Raw genomic sequence first — 17466 nt, 5'->3', positions numbered from 1 at the left:
GGTATAATCTTTTGATAAGCCCCTTTTATAGGTTTCACAATCTAAACATTACAATGTTGAGGATCAAAGATTGGAAAATAAATTTATCAAACCAAACAAAATAATTTGTATGGAGTTTAACATCAAAATAGGATCCAAAAACGAAAGAAGGATAAAAGTAGATCATAATCAAACGACAAGTTTTCTTTGGGAAGGAGAAAATGTATTTTCGACGCCATCAATGATTTCAGAAATGGAGGAAACCTGTAGATTGCTATTAAAGGAGCAGTTTCTTGGAGTCGATTCGGACTGGGATTCAGTTGGAACAATAGTGGATGTTAATCACATAGCTGCCACTCCAGTGGGAGCAGAAATATTGTTAAAAGCCGAAGTAATTAACTCAGACGGTAGGAAAGTATCGTTCCAAGTTTCTGCCGAAGACAGTTTAGAATTGATTGGAGATGGAAAACACGAGAGATTCATAATCAATGTTCCAAGATTCAAAGAAAAATTTGACCAAAAAGTAAAAAGACTAAGTGACTTTAAAAATTCAAAATCCGCTCGGAGCTAAAAACGATTATCTAGCCTGTGTGAATTCGGAAAATAGATAGCACATGTCAAAAAATGTAGGAGTGAAGTATTTGAGTAGAAGTCACAAAGGAGAAATATATTCAACCGGAAAACATCATGGTTTCGTGGACTTTAGCGAGTAAGTAAAGAATTGTCCCATTAAGAAACAAAAAAATGTTGTTTACTTGTCGAGCTTGACTTACATAACAACTTATATTCAGTACTAATGGAAAAATGCATCAACCATAAAAGCAATAAACAAGGCAGCTAAATATGGACTACTAAATTTGAATACCAGCCATGAAGTTTTCTCACTTGGCTTCAACAATAACCATATCGATAAAAATATCATAACGATTCCAAACACAGTAGCTGTCAAAAGGTAAATCAAACCAAATTGATTAAAAAAGAATGGTAATATGCTAAATACCACCATCATCAAAGTAGTCAACGCAATTATGCGCACCGATTTAGATTCGCTTGATACAACTGGCAACATAGGAACATTGGCCTTTTTGTAATCTTCTTTTACATGCAATGCCAAGCTCCAAATATGAGTTGGAATCCAGAAAAACACTAATCCAGCCATAGCAAAACCAATTTCCACGTGTTGAAATGTTACTGCTATGTACCCAATTAGCGCGGGAGCTCCACCTGAAAACCCACCAAGAATGATGTTAGATTGACTTGTCCTCTTTAGCCATTTGCTATATACGATAATATTATCAAATAATCCAAAAGCCATCAGTCCAAAAGCCCATATATTAATGAACCACGAACAAACTAGAGAAATACCAGCCAATACAAGTCCAAAAATTAAGGCGTTTCTTGGAGATATTCTTCCTGAAGGTATGGGCCTGCCCTTTGTTCTCTCCATTATAGCGTCTATATCTCTGTCGTTATAGCCGGTAAGGGTGTCTGCTGCAGCTGAACCTGCGGCTATCGCTACAAATAATAAAATCCAAGTCATCAAACTGACCTGGACATCAAATAACCATGCTGCTGAAACTGCAGCACCTAATGCTGTGAAAACAAGCAGATACCAAATTTTTGGTTTAGTCAGTTCATAGTAATTTTTAACTTGGTTACCTACGGTCTTCATCTGTAAACCCAAATAATCTAATAACCTACCATCATCTTATAATTAAAATAGTTATTTATATCTTGAGAGAACTTTAGCTATTTAGATTCAGAATTAGATATGATTTCTCTCGATGTCTTTCTCATCTCTATAAATGTCTCAGTTTTTTGAACTCCTTCTATTCTCCCCACTTTTTCTGATATTATTTGATGCATTTCATCCAAAGATCTTGCAGTCATTGTTACCAGTACATCGAATCGTCCCGTGACTTCTGCCACCTCTCTTACCTCAGGGATCTTAAACAGTTCGCTTAAAACATTATCACGCAATTTAGAATCCATTGTTATTCCGGTAAGGGCTTTAACGTTAAATCCCAAAGCCTCATCATTGATTATTATTGTGAATTTCTTAATTAATCCCCTCTTGACCAAGCGCTTGATTCTGCTATAAACTACCGATGAATTGATATTGATTTTTTTTGAAAGCCTGGGTACAGATATACTAGCATCCTTTGACAGCTCACTCAATATCTTTAGATCAAGATCGTCGATCCTGCCCATGATTTTCAAAATATACTAAATTTTGGTGGTTAATAAATGTATAATTTTTATCTTTTGTATAAAGATTTTTAATTTTAAAAAAAATTATATAATTTTTTTTGTCTTGAGTAATTCTGCGAGCAAAACTGCTCCTTTTGCTGAGCCCATTTTTTCATTATGAGTCAAAAGTACATATTTTATCCCGTTTTCAAAGACAGAATCTTTTCTTAATCTACCCACAACTGTAGTCATTCCATCGTTAACCTCTCTGTCAACTCGCGGTTGAGGTCTTGTTGGATCATCATTAACTACTATATAGTCAGCAGGGGCAGTAGGGAGTTTCTTTATAGAAACATTATCAGAAAATTCAATCATTTTCTTCTTGACCGATGACGGGTCAGCCTTGTCAATAGTTTCAACGAAAACTACTTCAGTGTGACCATCAGATACTGGGACCCGGGTACATGTGCAACTAACCTTGATATCATTTGATGAAATTTCCTGTGAAGAGTCATCGTAAGTTCCAAGTATCTTTTTTGTCTCAATCTGGACCTTTTCCTCCTCTTTGGGAATGTAAGGTATCACATTATCTAATATATCTAAAGCAATTACACCAGGAGATCTACCAGCACCTGATAGGGCTTGCATCGAAGTCATGAAGACATTCTTGACTCCAAAATTATCAATAAGAGGTTTTAGGGTTATTGCCAAGCCAGTGGTAGTACAATTTGGCAAAGGTGCAATAAATCCCCCCCATTGACGTTCTTTTTGTTGCTTTTTGAGAATGTCTGTATGATCGTCATTAATTCCAGGAATTAGTATTGGTACATCATTTTCATATCTGAATGCAGCTGCCGTACTTATTACAGGAACGTGTTGGGCAAGTCTTGGTTCTATTACCTGTGCATCATCAGATTCAAGTGCCGTAAATATTAGATCAAATTTTTTTGGATCTATTTCATCCATCTTTGAAACAACTTTCTCTCTAATATACTCAGGAACTTGTTCTCTATTATGCCATCTTAGTATACCCGACTGAGGATCTCTAAGTGCATCGATGTATTTTTTACCAGCAGATCGTTCAGAAGAAACAATATGAGTAAGGTCAAACCAAGGATGATTGTGAAGTGCAACTACAAATTCCTGGCCAACCGCACCAGTTGAACCGATTAACGCAACTTTAAGCATATGGATAGGATATGAAATAAAACAATTAATAATCCTTTTTAAACAGGTTTTAGAAATAAAAATTATTGATGTTAAAGGCACTTTCGGATCAAAATGGATCATAAAGAAAACATATTTGATTCAAATTTGCATGATTGTCAGCATGGTGGAATCCACTCAATAGATTCTTCTAAAAGTGCGATAAGGATGGATTTTAGTTCGAACCTAAATCCACTTGGAATGTCAAGAAAGGTGCAAGATAGATTAAAAAATAGCACTGTGATTGCATATAATTACCCGGATCCAAAATGTATTGACCTAAAAAAAAGAATTTTAGAACATATTGGATCTGAAATGGATTTCGATATTAACCATAACCTGATAACAGGAAATGGTGCAACCGAACTCATTCACTATTTTACGGCTGCGTTTGTGAAAAAAAGGGCCCTCATTCCAGTCCCTACTTTCTGCGAGTATGAACTAGCTTGCAGGCGTAAAGAATCCACTATTCAGTATTCCCTTTTATCAGATGATAGTTTCTTGATTGATTCAGATTCCATCATAAGGATTGCTAATAATCCCAACAATGAGATCTCTTCATTGTTTTTATGTAATCCAAATAATCCCACAGGCAGGTTCCACAAGAAAGAAATAACAGATATTATTGAAAAAACTGACAGGAAAATCAAAATTCTCTTAGACGAATCGTTTCTTGAATTCGTAGACCTTCGAAAGAAAACTACGAATAATCTTTTCATCGATTTAGTAAATGATTATGAAAATTTGATCATTTTAAGATCTCTTACGAAAATATTTGGCCTAGCGGGATTAAGAATAGGTTATGCGATATCTTCAAAAATAAACATAGATAAACTAAACAATCACTTGATTAGCTGGAATGTCAACACTATGGCCCAAATGGCAAGCATAGAAGCCTTACAAGACAAGGAACATTTGCAACTAACCATATTAAATAATAACTCTGAAAGACAAAGGTTATTTGCATTATATAACAAGTATTCTAAAATAAGGGCTATGCCTACAGATACTAATTTCTACTTGGTCGAATTGTGTAACACTAAAATGAATTCTACTGCCCTGAGAGATAAATTGCTAAATAATAACAAGATCCTTGTGAGAGATTGCAAGAATTTTACAGGGATGACTGACAAATTCATCAGGGTAGCCATAAAAACCAAAGAAGAAAATGATATTCTTGTAAAGGCATTGGAAGAGGCACTATGAGATCAAAAATGTTGATGATTCAAGGCACATCCTCAGGAGCAGGAAAGAGTATAATTGTTACCGCACTGTGTAGGATATTAACTAACAGAGGGTTCAAAGTCGCTCCGTTTAAGTCACAGAACATGTCGTCTTTTATTCATAAAATCAAAGGATCGGATAAAATTATTGCAAGAGCCCAGGCTATCCAGTCTTTCGCATGCAAAACATATCCTGATCCAAATATGAATCCTATTCTGTTAGAGCCTCAAGGAAATTTTGAAAGCAATGTTTATGTCAATGGAAAATTTTTTTCAAGAATGAAAGCTCAACAATATTACTCTGATTTTGTACTTCAAAGAGGTTTTGAGGTGGCGTTAAATGCTTTCAAAGAATTGCAAAAAAATCATGACGTTATTTTACTAGAGGGGGCTGGCTCACCTGCTGAAATAAATATTCAAAAGTATGATATAGCGAATATGCTCTTTGCTAAAAAAGTCGATTCACCTGTCATATTAGTTTCAGATATTGAAAGGGGAGGTTGTTTTGCGAGCATCTTAGGAACTATGATGTTGTTAAGTCCTAGCCACCAGAATATGGTGAAGGGGTTTATAATAAACAAATTCCGTGGAGATGCAAAGATCTTAAACCCAGCAATAAGAAAAATTGAATCCAAAACAAAGAAACCTGTTTTAGGTATCATTCCCAAATTTGATCACATAATTCCAAAGGAAGATTCGCTAGATGGTAGCATCGACTCTGAAATCAAAAAGAAACCTCGGTCCAGCATAAAATTAAACAAAATCGCCAAGAAAGAATTGGAAACAGATACTACTGCTCTTGAAATATTCTCTTTCAATCAATTTAATCTAGACCAAGAAATCGATAGAATTTCCGTCTTGATAGAGTCTAGTATTAATTTTAAATATATAATGGATATAATCATCAAATGAAAAAGGGCAATCTAGTATGACAATAGAGCTGATTGATGAAATCATATGTACATTGATTATTGCCTTTGCAATAGATGTAACAATAGGTGAACCACCCAACAAACTTCATCCGGTTGTCCAGATAGGTAAAACGGTAAGCTTGTTTACAAGAATCACTAAGCAGGTATCTCATAAAAAAGGAACAAATTTCGAAAAAATAATGGGATCGGTAGTAGCATTAGGACTGCCCATTGTAGTTGGTTTAATCGTTTACTTCATTAGCGTACAATCATTCCAATTGTTAGGTGCAATCATTTTTGTTCTTCTTTCCTCCATAATCTTGAAAGTCTCGTTTTCAATTAAGGCTATGGACAACCATATAAACAATGTTATCGATGAACTAAAGAACAGTAATTTAGAGCAAGCCCGCAAGAACCTTGCAAGGATAGTTAGTCGAAATACCGATTCATTATCAGAGTCAAAAATACTATCAGCCTGTATCGAGTGTGTTGCAGAAAGCTTTGTAGATGGTATATTATCCCCATTATTTTATTACGGATTCTTAAACACACCAGGAGCAATGGTCTACAGAACCGTAAATACTTTAGACTCAATGATAGGATACAAGGACGATTATCACATACATTATGGATTGATGGCAGCAATGCTGGACACTCTGTTGAACTATGTTCCTGCTAGAATTTCCCCGGCATTCTTGATTCCCGCTCTTATGATTTGTCGAAATGATTGGAAAAATTCTGTGAGGATTTTGAAAAGAGACAGAAACAGGGTAGAAAGTTCCAATGCAGGGATTCCTATGGCCATTATGGCAGGTGGATTAAATACTCAATTAGAGAAAACTAATCATTACAAATTGGGTGACATGGATGAGGAACCCACTATTCAAAAGTGCTTAACATCATTGAAAGTCACGAAAATTGCGACCGTTATTTGTATCACAGTTTTTATAATCCCAGTAATGGTAATTCTTAATCATCTGAGTTGGTGGAATATTTTTTTTGGTCTATAGGAACTTTTTGGGCTTAATTGCATTTTTGACAATATTGCCTGTAGGAAAATCAGCCAAGAATTTTGAAATTGAAAATATTTCTAAGAACATGTTTTTGTTCCCAATCGTTGGACTGATAATTGGATCTTTAACCTTACCGATCATTGTAACTTCATTATATTTTTTCAATCAATACATTGCAGCATTCATAGTCACAATTTTCCTTATAATAATAACTGGAGTACATCATACCGATGCCTTGGCAGATTTTATAGATGGGCTAATGGTCAAAGGTAATAAAGAAAAAAAACACCAAGTAATGCATGATCCAAGAGTTGGCTCAGCAGGGGCAGTTGCAATATCAGGATATATTATTGGAATGACCCTAGCCATCGCTTCATTCTCTAGTATCGATAGATTATTGATATCAATAATCATCGCTGAAATTGTTGCAAAATATTCAATGATATTGCAAGCAGCATGTAGTAATTCTGCATGGGAAGGCTATAGTTCGCATTTTACCAAAAATATGAAATCTAGAAAGAAAATTGTAATAGCTTCAGTCGTTACGATTATCCTAATTACCCTAATTTCTTTCTCAAATCTCATAGTGGGATTTCAAATTTTGATTCTTGGAATAATTTGCGCTCTTATAGTTATCCATATATCTAACAAGAATTTGGGCGGAATATCAGGCGACGTGATGGGTGCTACAAATGAAATTGTAAGACTAGTTTCATTGATTTCAGTAACCTAAGTAGAATAATTTTTTGCGTACTGTATGCATGCATTAACTAATTATCGACAATTTATTTTGCTTACTTATTATCAATTATCATAGCCTGTGGATTTCAATCAGTGACTAAACAAGTTCTTATAGTGGCATGGAGCATGTTCATTTAGTAACCCAATCATTGCAAAATTATTTATAAATAAGATTTATTCTTCTATCCCACTTCATAAATTTCACACATCCAAAAAAGAGTTATTTACCACCAATTACACAAGAACAAATTAAAAAATGATATTCAGAGATAAATGAGGAGAAAGAGTAGATATAGATGAAGGAAGGAAGGAAGTAAATGATTTGACCATATGTGTTCTCATGTGTGGTGGTAGAGGTAGTAGAATTAGTGCGCACTCTAAGATATCTAATAAAATTACTGAAAAGCCTCTAATACTCTTAAACGACAAACCTATGATTGAGCATATTCTAGAGACTTTAATAAATTCAAAGAAAGGATTTAGAATATTTGCTGCTGTAAGTAGTAACACAAAAGAAACTGAAGCAGTAATCAAACGCAAGTATTTCAAAAACGTGACAGTATTAAAGACGAATGGAAATGGATATTCAGAAGATTTTACCAGTATAGTAGATCATTTTTTGACCAAGTCATATATTAGAGAACAATTAAAGAAATATCCTCAAGATAACATAATCTTGGAAAACCAGAAACATATCAAGGAGGATTCAAAAATCATTTTCTTGCCAACCGATTTACCTTTGATTTCTACAGATACAATTGAGAGAATTGTAGAATTAAAGCACAAGACACCTTTGATGTCCATAGTCATAGACAAGAAAATAATCGTCGAAAATAGCTTTTTACCCACATCTTACACAATAAAGATAGATAAAAAGGACTATTGTTACACAGGTATTTCAGTGTTAGAAACGGCTTCATTTAGAACCCAGAAAATTAACCTAATTGGCAATCAAATAGAGGAAGAACCCATAATTTTCAATGACTCCGAACTAGCTTACAATATTAATACTATCGACGACCTGAAAAGAACAGAAGAATTTCTATTAAAAAATAAGTACAGAAAATAACTAGAAAGTAATTAATCCAAAGTTTCTAGTATGTTACCTGTTATTTTTGCTTGTCCGCCAGTATTTAAAAGAAGTTCCGAATTACAGGATGGACACAAAACAGTCTTTGTGCTATAGGTATACAAGACTTTAACATTCTTACAGGATTCACATTCAACTTTAACAAAGTTACTTCGAGGTTTTGGAATCATAATATTGTGTTTTTTCATATCAAACCACTTTCAACCAGTTAGGCTATGCTTGGATTTCCAATTTTCTGATTCGCATTCCTTGTTTCATTGTTTTTCTTTGGCATGTCTTGCAAGTATACCTTAGAGTAACCTTTTTGGTGGTTTTAGCAGTTCTTTTTAATTCGGGGAACTTTTGACCACCATATCCTTTCTTATCCTCAGCGTGGCGTCTGGCCCCCTGGGCACCTTTTCGGTCTTTGCCCTTCTTATAAGTAGAAACAGCCTGAACAGTATGAGTTTTACATTTCGGGCAAAATTTGCGCAGCTCTTTCTGCATCTTCATAAATAAAATTTGTTCACAAGGGTAATTTAAAGTAAATAAATTTACAACGCAAGAAAATTCCCGAAGATCGTCACGTGAAAAAAATATTAAATTGATTCCATAATTTGATAAAATATCATAATATGAATACTGTTTGTTGCATAATCTTAATTTCAGTTTAAAAATAATATCATACAAAGCTTATATACATGCACGGGCTATAACCCCCTAATGTTGTCATTCTTACAAATTGTAATCAGTCCTGAAGCTTTTGGAGTATGGATACCGTTAGCAGTTGGTTTAGGAATTGGGCTAGTTTATGCATTAGCATCTGCAGCGAGAAGGGCAAGATAAGCCTATAATTTTTTAAGCCAAAACATTTTTTTCATACTCATAGACAAGTCTAGAGACTACCACTTGGGATTCTAATCCCACGCTAGAGATAGAATATTTTTTGTCAAAACAAGAATCAACACTATCTGAAAAATAACCGTTTGGAAATCCCCCAATAACAACGCAAGGATTGTTTTGAGAAGATAGATCTATGGCTATTGATTCAAGTTTTCTGTATACGCCCGTAGTTGATAAACCTACCACGATGTCGGACTTTACAATCTCTTTTATAAGACGTTTAAAATTAATTTGAGATCTAAGTTCCAACAATAGTCGTCCTTCATCTGAAATAATCTTCTTGGTTTTAAGTAGGTTTATCATCAGTCCCTCAAATCGAATATAAGACTTGGGAATTCTCACATTGTCACCTACACAAATAACGTTATTATTAACAGTATGGATAAAAACCTTCATCATGTTATTGCGGTATAGAGGAGTAGCTAGAGCGTTTATCAAGGCGATATGAAGTATGTCTGGACGTCCTCTTTTATGGTGATTTTCTAATCCAGTAGACACCATCGCAAAATGATGAAAGGATCTATCTAGTAAAATATCACTAGGTTTTTTGCCAGAATGACGAAGTTTTCTTAGCGAAGGATGTCGATACAGATTATCTGGAATTGTTTCTAGCGAAGTATCAGCTATTATCAAATTAAGCAAATGGTATGAAAGTAAGAGAAGTAGAAATTATTTAAAGATATATAATATTGCAGCGTCATATTTATAGGAAAACACAAAACCATGAAAAAAAGCGCTACAAGACAGATCGCACTACAAAGAGTAAGAAATCTGATTGATAGTGCACTTTATTCTAATGACGAATTTTCTCATGATCATATCAAGATAGCAAGGAAAATCATACTAAAATATAAACTAAAAATTCCGTTTGAATATAAAATACTATTTTGCAAGAATTGCAAAGAGTATATTGTTCCGGGAAGAGATTCAAGTATAAGAATCGGCAGGTCGAACACGAAGGCGCTAAGAATCACATGCAAGCTTTGCGGCCACACGTATAGAAAAATAATTGATAAAAATGCCAATAACTCCATTCTAGGAAATGTCAAATCATAATCACCGCCGAAATCAGAGTGAACGGCTGAGATCATTAACTAGCAAAATAAGAAATAGTGACTATATTACGGTTTATCAGAGATACAAAGAACAAGGATTATAAGGGAAAATTGTTGAATTTATCCTGTAATAATAGATGGCAAAGGTATTTGATGTTCCAGCAAATGAATTGATATCAAAATTAACAGATCAGCTTAAAAAAGATAAGAAAATAAATCCTCCAGATTGGGCCAGCTATGTAAAAACTGGCGCACACGCAGAAAAAATTCCACAAAATAGAGACTGGTGGTATACTAGGTGCGCTTCATTGGTAAGAAAGGTTTACTTACATGGTCCGATAGGAATTTCAGACTTGAAAAGTTACTATGGGGGAAGAAAAAGGATAGGTTACAATTTAGATCACCATAAAGATGCTGGTGGAGCGATTATCAGAAAAGCTTTGCAACAATTAGAGTCTTCCGGATACGTAGAAAGGAAGGGCAAAGGTAGAATGATATCAAATGAAGGGATGAAAAGAGTGGATAGATTGGCCACCGAAATATTCAAAGAAACATCAAAAGCTGATAAAAATTTAGAAAGATATGCTTAAGAAGGAGTAGGTAGCAGACGTGTCAAGCCCCCCACAATCTCATCAACCCTCTGATGATGAAATTAGGAGACAACAGGCTGAAGCGGAGGCAATGAAGCAAAGAGCGCTAGCAATGTTATTAGATCCAGAGGCAAGGCAAAGACTTACAAATGTAAAGATGGTAAAACCAGAACTAGCAGCTGCGGTAGAAAATTATTTAATAAACGCGGCTACATCAGGCCGACTCAATAGGGCCCTTACTGACGACGAGTTAAAACAAATACTGTTGACCATACAACAGCCAAAAAGAGATTTTAGAATCAACAGAAGATGACTTAATCTAATCTCCAATTTAATATACCTATTTATAATTTTCATTAATATAATAAAGAATAATATTCATTTTTGAGTTAACTATATTAAGGTTCTAAATTATCTTCCTCCCATGAAGGCAGCTGTTTTTAGAGAATACAATAAAGATCCTACACAGGTAGTCAAAATTGAAGATATCGATGTCCCAAAAATAAAATCAAATGAAGTTTTGATCAAAGTCGAATCTGCAGCATATAATTATAATGATTTATGGGCAATTTGGGGAGACCCAGTAAAAACCCCACTTCCTCATATTTCCGGTAGCGACGTTGCAGGAACCGTTGTAGAGATGGGTGAGGATGTAACCAAGTTTAAGGTGGGTGATAGAGTTGTCTCCCACTCTAACATGAGTTGTAGAGTTTGTGATCAATGTACATCGGGCAGAGAATATGACTGTAAGGAGAGAATGATTTGGGGATTTCAGACTGGTCCTCTGTGGGGAGGCTTTGCACAATATACGCATCTTCCAGAAGTGAATGTAGCGAAACTGCCAGAAAATGTATCCTTCGACGATGCTGCTGCCATGTCCATGGTCGGTATGACAGCATGGCACATGCTAGTGGGAAGAGCCAAGATCATCCCAGGTCAAACTGTTTTGATAATGGGAGGAACAAGTGGAGTAGGAATGGTAGGGATCCAAATTGCAAAATTGTACAATTGCAATGTAATAGCAACAGCCGGAAATCAACAAAAGATGGATAAATGTCTAGAGATCGGAGCAGACAGTGTAGTTAACCATAGAGAAGCTGATTGGTATAAAAAAGTGAGAGAGATTACAAAGAAAGAAGGAGTAGATGTTATTTTCGAACACATTGGAAAGAATGTATTTCCTCAGGAAGTAAGCCTCCTAAAAATGGGCGGTACCTTAGTTGCCACAGGAGCCACTACAGGGTACGATTCTAGTATTGACTTGAGGTACTTGTTTTTCAAAGGGACTAACCTCCTAGGATCAACACAGGGAACCAAAGCAGAACTGGAACAAGTAGTTTATTGGACTAGTAAGGGAAAATTAAAACCAGTTATTCATACATCTTTACCGTTTTCAAATATGGTAGAAGGTCACGTGATGATGGCTGGCGCCGAACAGATAGGAAAGATAATTACCAGTCCTCAAAAACTTTAATTTTTTTATATCTATTGATAAGACTATTATTGTGGGTAGCTCGAGAAGTTTAATTTTTATCCCAGGGAACAACCAAAGATTTTTAGAGAAATCTAAAGGGATCAATTCAGATATTATATGCTATGACCTAGAAGATTCGGTGCCGGCCGAAGAAAAAGAGGTAGCCAGAGGACTCATCGAGGCAACAATCATAAGCCTCAAGAATAGTAATAGCAATCCAGAAATAAGGAAAGAAAGAATTGTAGCAGTACGCACTAACTCTCCTAATTCAAAACAAATATCAAGTGACTTAGATAAAGTAGTCATAGAAGGACTAGATGCAATAGTCGTCCCAAAAGTAGAGAAAGTTTCACAAATATTAGAAATTTCAGAATTACTAGACCATCTAGAAATTGAAAGAAATATTCCGAGAGGATATTTAAGAATCATGCCTTCAATCGAATCTGCATTAGGAGTAGTAAACGCATTTGAAATAGCAAATTGCAATGAAAGAAATTCGTCCATTTTATTTGGTATTTTTGATTTTCTTCATGATATGAAAATAGATACGCCGGATATGGATATACTTAATAGCTATATGTACGCTCGTGCTAAAGTCCCTGTTGACGCAAGGGCGGCAGGCTTGGATTCTATCGATTCCATATGGCAGGATATTAATGATATAGATGGCTTAAACAAGGATCTGCGGTTAGGGAAAAAATTTGGCTATACCGGTAAATGTATTATTCACCCTTCTCAAATTGATCATGTTCATAAAATATTCAATCCTTCCATTCAAGACATCCAATGGGCAACAAAAGTAGTTCAGGCTCTAGACAATGCTCAGAAAAATCTTGCGTCAGGTGCAGTTAAGCTTGAGGGAAAAATGATAGACGCTGTTCATTATAAACAAGCAAAGAGGATTTTGGACTCTGCTAAATAGTAATTAAAGATAAAATATTTTGTTCAATAATCTTCAAATTATATTTTTGTATTTTGATAGTTGTGTTTACGGGAATAACTCAATATTTAGCAGTCATAGAAGAAATTAAAAAGCCGACTCCATCTAATAATAGAAATTCTGAAACTATTGGCGATAAAGGTAACCATCACACAGAAATTTCACTTCGACTGCCAGAAACAAAGAATATCAAAATAGGAGACAGCGTCTCAATAAATGGAGTCTGTTTAACTGTTGCAGCCCTAAGAAACACGAGAGCTACATTTCAGATCATAGATGAAACCATCAACAAAACAAATTTTATAGATTTGAGAAAAGGTGACAGAGTAAATATTGAACGAAGTTTAATGATCGGGGAAAGACTGGAGGGTCATTTTGTACTAGGCCATATAGATGGCATTGGACAGATCAAGAAAATTGAGAAAGGCGAACAAGGCAGTAGGATAAAAATCAGAATCGCAAACAAAAAGCTTTTACCACTCATAGCTCAAAAAGGCTCAATTGCTATTGATGGGGTAAGTCTAACTGTAGTTAGTGTAAAAAATAGGACGGTTGAAATAGCGCTAATACCGCATACTCTTGAGAATACTACCTTTGGATTAAAAAAAGTTGGCGATGCAGTAAATGTTGAAGTGGACATCTTATCACGATACTTATCAAATATCTACCAGTTTTCTGGTAATAACAAGAAAAATAGTAAGATATATTAACTTTAATCTAGAAAAATAGTTAATTGACAAAGATATTCGAGGCTGTAACTTCGTTAAGAGAAGGAAATTTTGTCTTGATTCACGACGACGATAACAGGGAGGACGAAGTCGATATGGTTATTTCTTCTAGTCATATAACCCCTGAACATGTATCTACAATGAGAAAAGATGCTGGTGGTTTAATTTGTACTGCAGTATCAAAAGAAATATCTACGAAACTAGGATTGCCGTTCATCTACGATGTATTGAATATTTTTGGAACTGCTAATAAGACCATATCCTTAATAAATCAGAACAGTTCTCCATATGGAGATAAACCCTCATTTTCAATAACACTTAACCATGTCAACACATATACGGGAATCACTGATAATGACCGGGCTTTAACCATTTCATCTTTAGCAAATATTTGTTCGGAATTGGATACAGATACAGATCTGGTTGACCAACAAAGAATTATCGAAAAGTTTCAAACAAGCTTTAGGACGCCTGGTCACGTCCCGATTTTAATAGCTTCAAAAGGATTGCTAAATGAAAGAAAAGGTCATACCGAGATGTCCATTTTTCTTACCAAGATAGCAAATATGACAAATGTAACAACCATATGCGAAATGTTAGACTCTCATAACTACAAAGCTCTCTCATACAAAGATGCAGTAGACTATTCTAAAGAGAAAAACCTGGTAATCATTGAAGCCAAGGAACTAATAGCATATGCAAAGTCATATGGAAATTAGTAATGAAAGTCAGAATAGGAATTGTGGTCGCGGAATTTAACAAAGAGATAACAATTCCAATGCTTGATGAAGCAAAGAAATTCGCAAGTGTTGTCCCTACATCAAGGATTACACACATTTGTTTTGTTCCAGGGGTCTTTGATATGCCAATTATGATTGAAGAATTACTAAAAAAAAGGGACGTTGACGCAGTAGTCACTTTAGGAGCAATAATTAAGGGAGAAACCAGTCACGACAGATTGATTGGAAGTATTACGGCCAAATCAATAACTGAACTATCTTTGAAATACAAAAAGCCAATATCTTTAGGGATAACGGGCCCGGATATGACATTTGAACAAGCCGAGGCCAGAATAGAACCTGTTTCCCAACATGCAATTCAAACCGCAGTACTAATGACAAAAAGATTAAGAGAGATAAGAAATAGAAAAATAAAAAATAAAGGTACAAAACCAACTCTATTAGTAGTAGATTAGTTTTGACATGTCAAATAACAGTCATAAAATTAGAAGGTTATGGTCCATGGACCCTTAAACTTGGGAGCGATAGAGAACATCAATTACAAATCCTACAGGCCGGGATATATGCAGATCTACAGGAATATTTTTCGGAAAAGAATGGGCTAGTATTTTCCAATCGCTATGATGAATTAATTGCAGTTACAAATCAAATAACCCTACATGATCACAAAGAAATTCTCGACAAGATTTCGAAGAAAAATAGTAAAATCAAAATTTCCATGACGATAGGAATTGGAAAAACTCCTTTAGATTCAGATAAAAAGATAAAGAGAATCAGGCAAAGGGAAAACAAATCAGTATATAATAATATTTTTGCAATTGACAAAGAGCATCTACAACAAGAGATGGGTCATAAAAATAACATCGATGGGATTTTAAATCAAAATCATAGTAATACTAAAGATTTGAAAATTATTCATATAGACGTAGATGGTTCCACTTCAATAACTAAAAAACTTTCCACATATGAGGTTACAAACCTATTACTGAAGATTCAATTACAAATCTCTAATTTGTTTTTAAAAGAGGATAGCTTAACATTTTTCTTGGGAGGAGACAATTTCATGGTAGTTGCCAAGAGTGATATTAGTATTAGTAAAATTACCAAGATAATCAATCGAATCATAAAGTCATTTGACATAAAGCTCAATTGCGGAATTGGAAATGGAAATAACGCCAGAACAGCTGCAATGCTTGCTACCAAATCATTAGATCAGATAAGAGAATACAGAAAGACAGGCATGAAAATAAACGTTTTTGAGTCAAATTGAGAAAGACCGTAATTGTAAATCCTCAGATTTTATATGGCGAAGAGTTGGAATTGGTTAGAAGAGGAGCAATTCTTGTAAATGAGCACGGGATAATAGAAAAAGTAGTAAGAAAATCAACAGACAGTTACTTTGATTTTTTATCCGATTCAGCTGCTAGAAAAAGTGAAATTAAAATACTTGATGCGGAAGGCTTTATTGTCATTCCAGGTTTCATAAATTCACATATTCATATGGGAGATTCGATTGGAAAAGACCTTGGATCCGATTCAGATTTAAATAAAAGAGTACACCCGCACTATGGTATCAAAAGAACAATTTTAGACAAAACGCCAATTTCGAATTTAATTCAAATGATGAGAAGTACAGCCCTTTCTATGATAAACAAAGGAATCACGACCTTTGTCGACTTTAGGGAAGGAGGATTGGAAGGCATAAACCTTTTAGTCGATGCAATTAGTAACACACCAATAAAGGGAATTATTTTAGGTAGAATCGATTTTAGTAAATCTTACGATTACTATGCGGGTTCAGATCAGGATCAAATACATAGATATCCTGACCAAGAACTTTTAATTTCAAATAATACAGAATCATTTTCCTCAACTAAAAAAGAAATAAGAAAAAGGCGGGATAAAAAAGTGGAGACGAAAGGAAGTAAAAAGAACCAAAAAACCAATACCATTGAGGCCGGTAATAAGATTTTGGAAAATTGTGATGGTTTCGGAATTAGCGGAGCAAATGAAAATACTGATGCAATGCTGTCACTTTATAGTAAGCTCATCCATGATTATTATGTCAAAAATACAAATCATCAAAAAAAAAATAAAAAACCAATTCTCGCAATCCACGCAGCTGAAGCAGAAAGTACTGTAAAGGAATCAATAAGAAAACATAAAAAAACCGAAATCAAACGAACATTAGAAATTTTAGATCCAGATATCTATGTTCATGTTACCAATCCAACTAAACTTGACCTTAACTTACTTCATAAAAATAGAAAAAAAATTATAATTTGTCCTAGAGCAAACGGCATTCTAGGAGTAGGATTAGCACCTATTAGAAAAATGCTTGATCTTGATTTTATACTTGGGATGGGAACTGATAATGTTATGCTCAATTCTCCAGACATGTTCAAGGAAATGGATTTCTTGTTAAAGAGTCAAAGAGGATTTGAGAAAGATTCTAGCTTTCTTAGTGCCAAAGAAGTATTAAAGATGGCTACTGTTAATGGAGGAAAAATTTTTGATATAAACACAGGATGTATTAAGAAGGGATATCAAGCAGACTTGTTGTTTATAGACAGATATGATCTTGATTTATATCCGCTATTAGATCCACACATGGCCATAGTCAATAGATGCACAGAAAGACAAGTAAAAGCTGTAATGATAAATGGCAAGTTAACTACTAAAAATAGTTATTTTGACTAATAAA

At 34.7% G+C, this 17466-nt stretch carries 23 protein-coding genes; 17 read left to right on the top strand and 6 right to left on the bottom strand.

The features are described from left to right. The first annotated feature begins 70 nt into the window (after nt 1-70). Entirely contained in the window at nt 71-550 is a 480-nt protein-coding gene (locus ACMT7R_RS01790) for a thioesterase family protein (RefSeq protein ID WP_415309725.1), read from the top strand. Between the two features lie 222 nt (nt 551-772). Here ACMT7R_RS01790 and ACMT7R_RS01785 read toward each other — a convergent pair whose 3' ends face one another. The 3 genes from ACMT7R_RS01785 to asd form a co-directional block, all read right to left on the bottom strand. Then, the gene (locus ACMT7R_RS01785) at nt 773-1651 is read right to left on the bottom strand and encodes a heme o synthase (RefSeq protein ID WP_415309724.1); all 879 of its coding nucleotides are present in this window, start codon (nt 1649-1651) and stop codon (nt 773-775) included. Nucleotides 1652-1728: 77 nt separating this feature from the next. Further along, entirely contained in the window at nt 1729-2190 is a 462-nt protein-coding gene (locus ACMT7R_RS01780; RefSeq protein ID WP_415309723.1) for an Lrp/AsnC family transcriptional regulator, read from the bottom strand. 84 nt (nt 2191-2274) lie between these two features. Next, nucleotides 2275-3357 carry an aspartate-semialdehyde dehydrogenase gene (gene asd / locus ACMT7R_RS01775; RefSeq protein WP_415309722.1) on the bottom strand — a complete coding sequence of 361 codons (1083 nt, stop codon included), beginning with the start codon at nt 3355-3357 and terminating at the stop codon, nt 2275-2277. Between the two features lie 93 nt (nt 3358-3450). Here asd and ACMT7R_RS01770 point away from each other — a divergent pair, with 93 nt between their 5' ends. The 5 genes from ACMT7R_RS01770 (at nt 3451) to ACMT7R_RS01750 (ending at nt 8332) form a co-directional block, all read left to right on the top strand. Next, the gene (locus ACMT7R_RS01770; RefSeq protein WP_415309721.1) at nt 3451-4581 is read left to right on the top strand and encodes a pyridoxal phosphate-dependent aminotransferase; all 1131 of its coding nucleotides are present in this window, start codon (nt 3451-3453) and stop codon (nt 4579-4581) included. A 14-nt stretch (nt 4582-4595) separates the two neighbouring features. Beyond that, nucleotides 4596-5510, top strand: a complete 915-nt coding sequence (locus ACMT7R_RS01765) for a cobyric acid synthase (RefSeq protein ID WP_415309720.1) — start codon at nt 4596-4598, stop codon at nt 5508-5510. A 16-nt stretch (nt 5511-5526) separates the two neighbouring features. Continuing rightward, nucleotides 5527-6519, top strand: a complete 993-nt coding sequence (locus ACMT7R_RS01760; protein WP_415309719.1) for a cobalamin biosynthesis protein — start codon at nt 5527-5529, stop codon at nt 6517-6519. Next, a complete protein-coding gene (gene cobS / locus ACMT7R_RS01755) occupies nt 6509-7255 on the top strand; it encodes an adenosylcobinamide-GDP ribazoletransferase (RefSeq protein ID WP_415309718.1) in 747 nt (248 codons plus the stop codon). The genes ACMT7R_RS01760 and cobS overlap by 11 nt, the downstream gene beginning before the upstream one ends. Nucleotides 7256-7585: 330 nt before the next feature. Then, nucleotides 7586-8332: an NTP transferase domain-containing protein gene (locus ACMT7R_RS01750; protein WP_415309717.1), complete on the top strand. Its 747-nt coding sequence runs from the start codon at nt 7586-7588 to the stop codon at nt 8330-8332. A gap of 11 nt (nt 8333-8343) precedes the next feature. On the opposite strand, the gene ACMT7R_RS01745 is transcribed toward ACMT7R_RS01750, so the two are convergent. After that, the gene (locus ACMT7R_RS01745; RefSeq protein ID WP_415309716.1) at nt 8344-8541 is read right to left on the bottom strand and encodes a 30S ribosomal protein S27e; all 198 of its coding nucleotides are present in this window, start codon (nt 8539-8541) and stop codon (nt 8344-8346) included. 25 nt (nt 8542-8566) lie between these two features. Beyond that, a complete protein-coding gene (locus ACMT7R_RS01740; RefSeq protein ID WP_415309715.1) occupies nt 8567-8845 on the bottom strand; it encodes a 50S ribosomal protein L44e in 279 nt (92 codons plus the stop codon). 210 nt (nt 8846-9055) lie between these two features. On the opposite strand from ACMT7R_RS01740, the gene ACMT7R_RS01735 reads away from it, so the two are divergent. Beyond that, the gene (locus ACMT7R_RS01735; protein ID WP_415309714.1) at nt 9056-9178 is read left to right on the top strand and encodes a hypothetical protein; all 123 of its coding nucleotides are present in this window, start codon (nt 9056-9058) and stop codon (nt 9176-9178) included. A gap of 12 nt (nt 9179-9190) precedes the next feature. On the opposite strand, the gene ACMT7R_RS01730 is transcribed toward ACMT7R_RS01735, so the two are convergent. Then, nucleotides 9191-9868 carry a ribosome biogenesis protein gene (locus tag ACMT7R_RS01730; protein WP_415309713.1) on the bottom strand — a complete coding sequence of 226 codons (678 nt, stop codon included), beginning with the start codon at nt 9866-9868 and terminating at the stop codon, nt 9191-9193. A 90-nt stretch (nt 9869-9958) separates the two neighbouring features. Between ACMT7R_RS01730 and ACMT7R_RS01725 the strand changes: the two genes are divergently transcribed. From ACMT7R_RS01725 to ACMT7R_RS01680, 10 genes are all read left to right on the top strand, one after another. After that, complete coding sequence (locus ACMT7R_RS01725; protein WP_415309712.1) at nt 9959-10291, top strand: ribonuclease P protein component 4; 333 nt, start codon at nt 9959-9961, stop codon at nt 10289-10291. A 136-nt stretch (nt 10292-10427) separates the two neighbouring features. Beyond that, nucleotides 10428-10880, top strand: a complete 453-nt coding sequence (locus tag ACMT7R_RS01720; RefSeq protein WP_415309711.1) for a 30S ribosomal protein S19e — start codon at nt 10428-10430, stop codon at nt 10878-10880. Nucleotides 10881-10899: 19 nt separating this feature from the next. Then, a complete protein-coding gene (locus tag ACMT7R_RS01715; RefSeq protein ID WP_415309710.1) occupies nt 10900-11193 on the top strand; it encodes a DNA-binding protein in 294 nt (97 codons plus the stop codon). 111 nt (nt 11194-11304) lie between these two features. Next, nucleotides 11305-12354, top strand: coding sequence for a zinc-binding dehydrogenase (locus ACMT7R_RS01710; RefSeq protein WP_415309709.1), 1050 nt, complete (start codon nt 11305-11307; stop codon nt 12352-12354). A gap of 31 nt (nt 12355-12385) precedes the next feature. Beyond that, nucleotides 12386-13276 (top strand): HpcH/HpaI aldolase/citrate lyase family protein, encoded by an 891-nt coding sequence (locus ACMT7R_RS01705; RefSeq protein ID WP_415309708.1) that lies wholly within the window; start codon nt 12386-12388, stop codon nt 13274-13276. Nucleotides 13277-13338: 62 nt separating this feature from the next. Further along, nucleotides 13339-14004: a riboflavin synthase gene (locus tag ACMT7R_RS01700; protein ID WP_415310541.1), complete on the top strand. Its 666-nt coding sequence runs from the start codon at nt 13339-13341 to the stop codon at nt 14002-14004. Between the two features lie 23 nt (nt 14005-14027). Then, entirely contained in the window at nt 14028-14741 is a 714-nt protein-coding gene (ribB, locus tag ACMT7R_RS01695; RefSeq protein ID WP_415309707.1) for a 3,4-dihydroxy-2-butanone-4-phosphate synthase, read from the top strand. Nucleotides 14742-14743: 2 nt separating this feature from the next. Next, nucleotides 14744-15217 carry a 6,7-dimethyl-8-ribityllumazine synthase gene (gene ribH / locus ACMT7R_RS01690; RefSeq protein WP_415309706.1) on the top strand — a complete coding sequence of 158 codons (474 nt, stop codon included), beginning with the start codon at nt 14744-14746 and terminating at the stop codon, nt 15215-15217. A gap of 2 nt (nt 15218-15219) precedes the next feature. Next, nucleotides 15220-16032 (top strand): GTP cyclohydrolase IIa, encoded by an 813-nt coding sequence (locus ACMT7R_RS01685; protein ID WP_415309705.1) that lies wholly within the window; start codon nt 15220-15222, stop codon nt 16030-16032. Further along, nucleotides 16029-17462 (top strand): amidohydrolase family protein, encoded by a 1434-nt coding sequence (locus ACMT7R_RS01680; protein WP_415309704.1) that lies wholly within the window; start codon nt 16029-16031, stop codon nt 17460-17462. Before ACMT7R_RS01685 ends, ACMT7R_RS01680 begins: the two co-directional genes overlap by 4 nt. Nucleotides 17463-17466: the final 4 nt, after the last annotated feature.

The organism is Candidatus Nitrosocosmicus sp. FF01 (assembly GCF_047711275.1).
Classification (GTDB): Archaea; Thermoproteota; Nitrososphaeria; order Nitrososphaerales; family Nitrososphaeraceae; genus Nitrosocosmicus.
The sequence above is the reverse complement of the archived record's forward strand: the minus strand, read 5'-3'. Positions and strand labels throughout refer to the sequence as shown.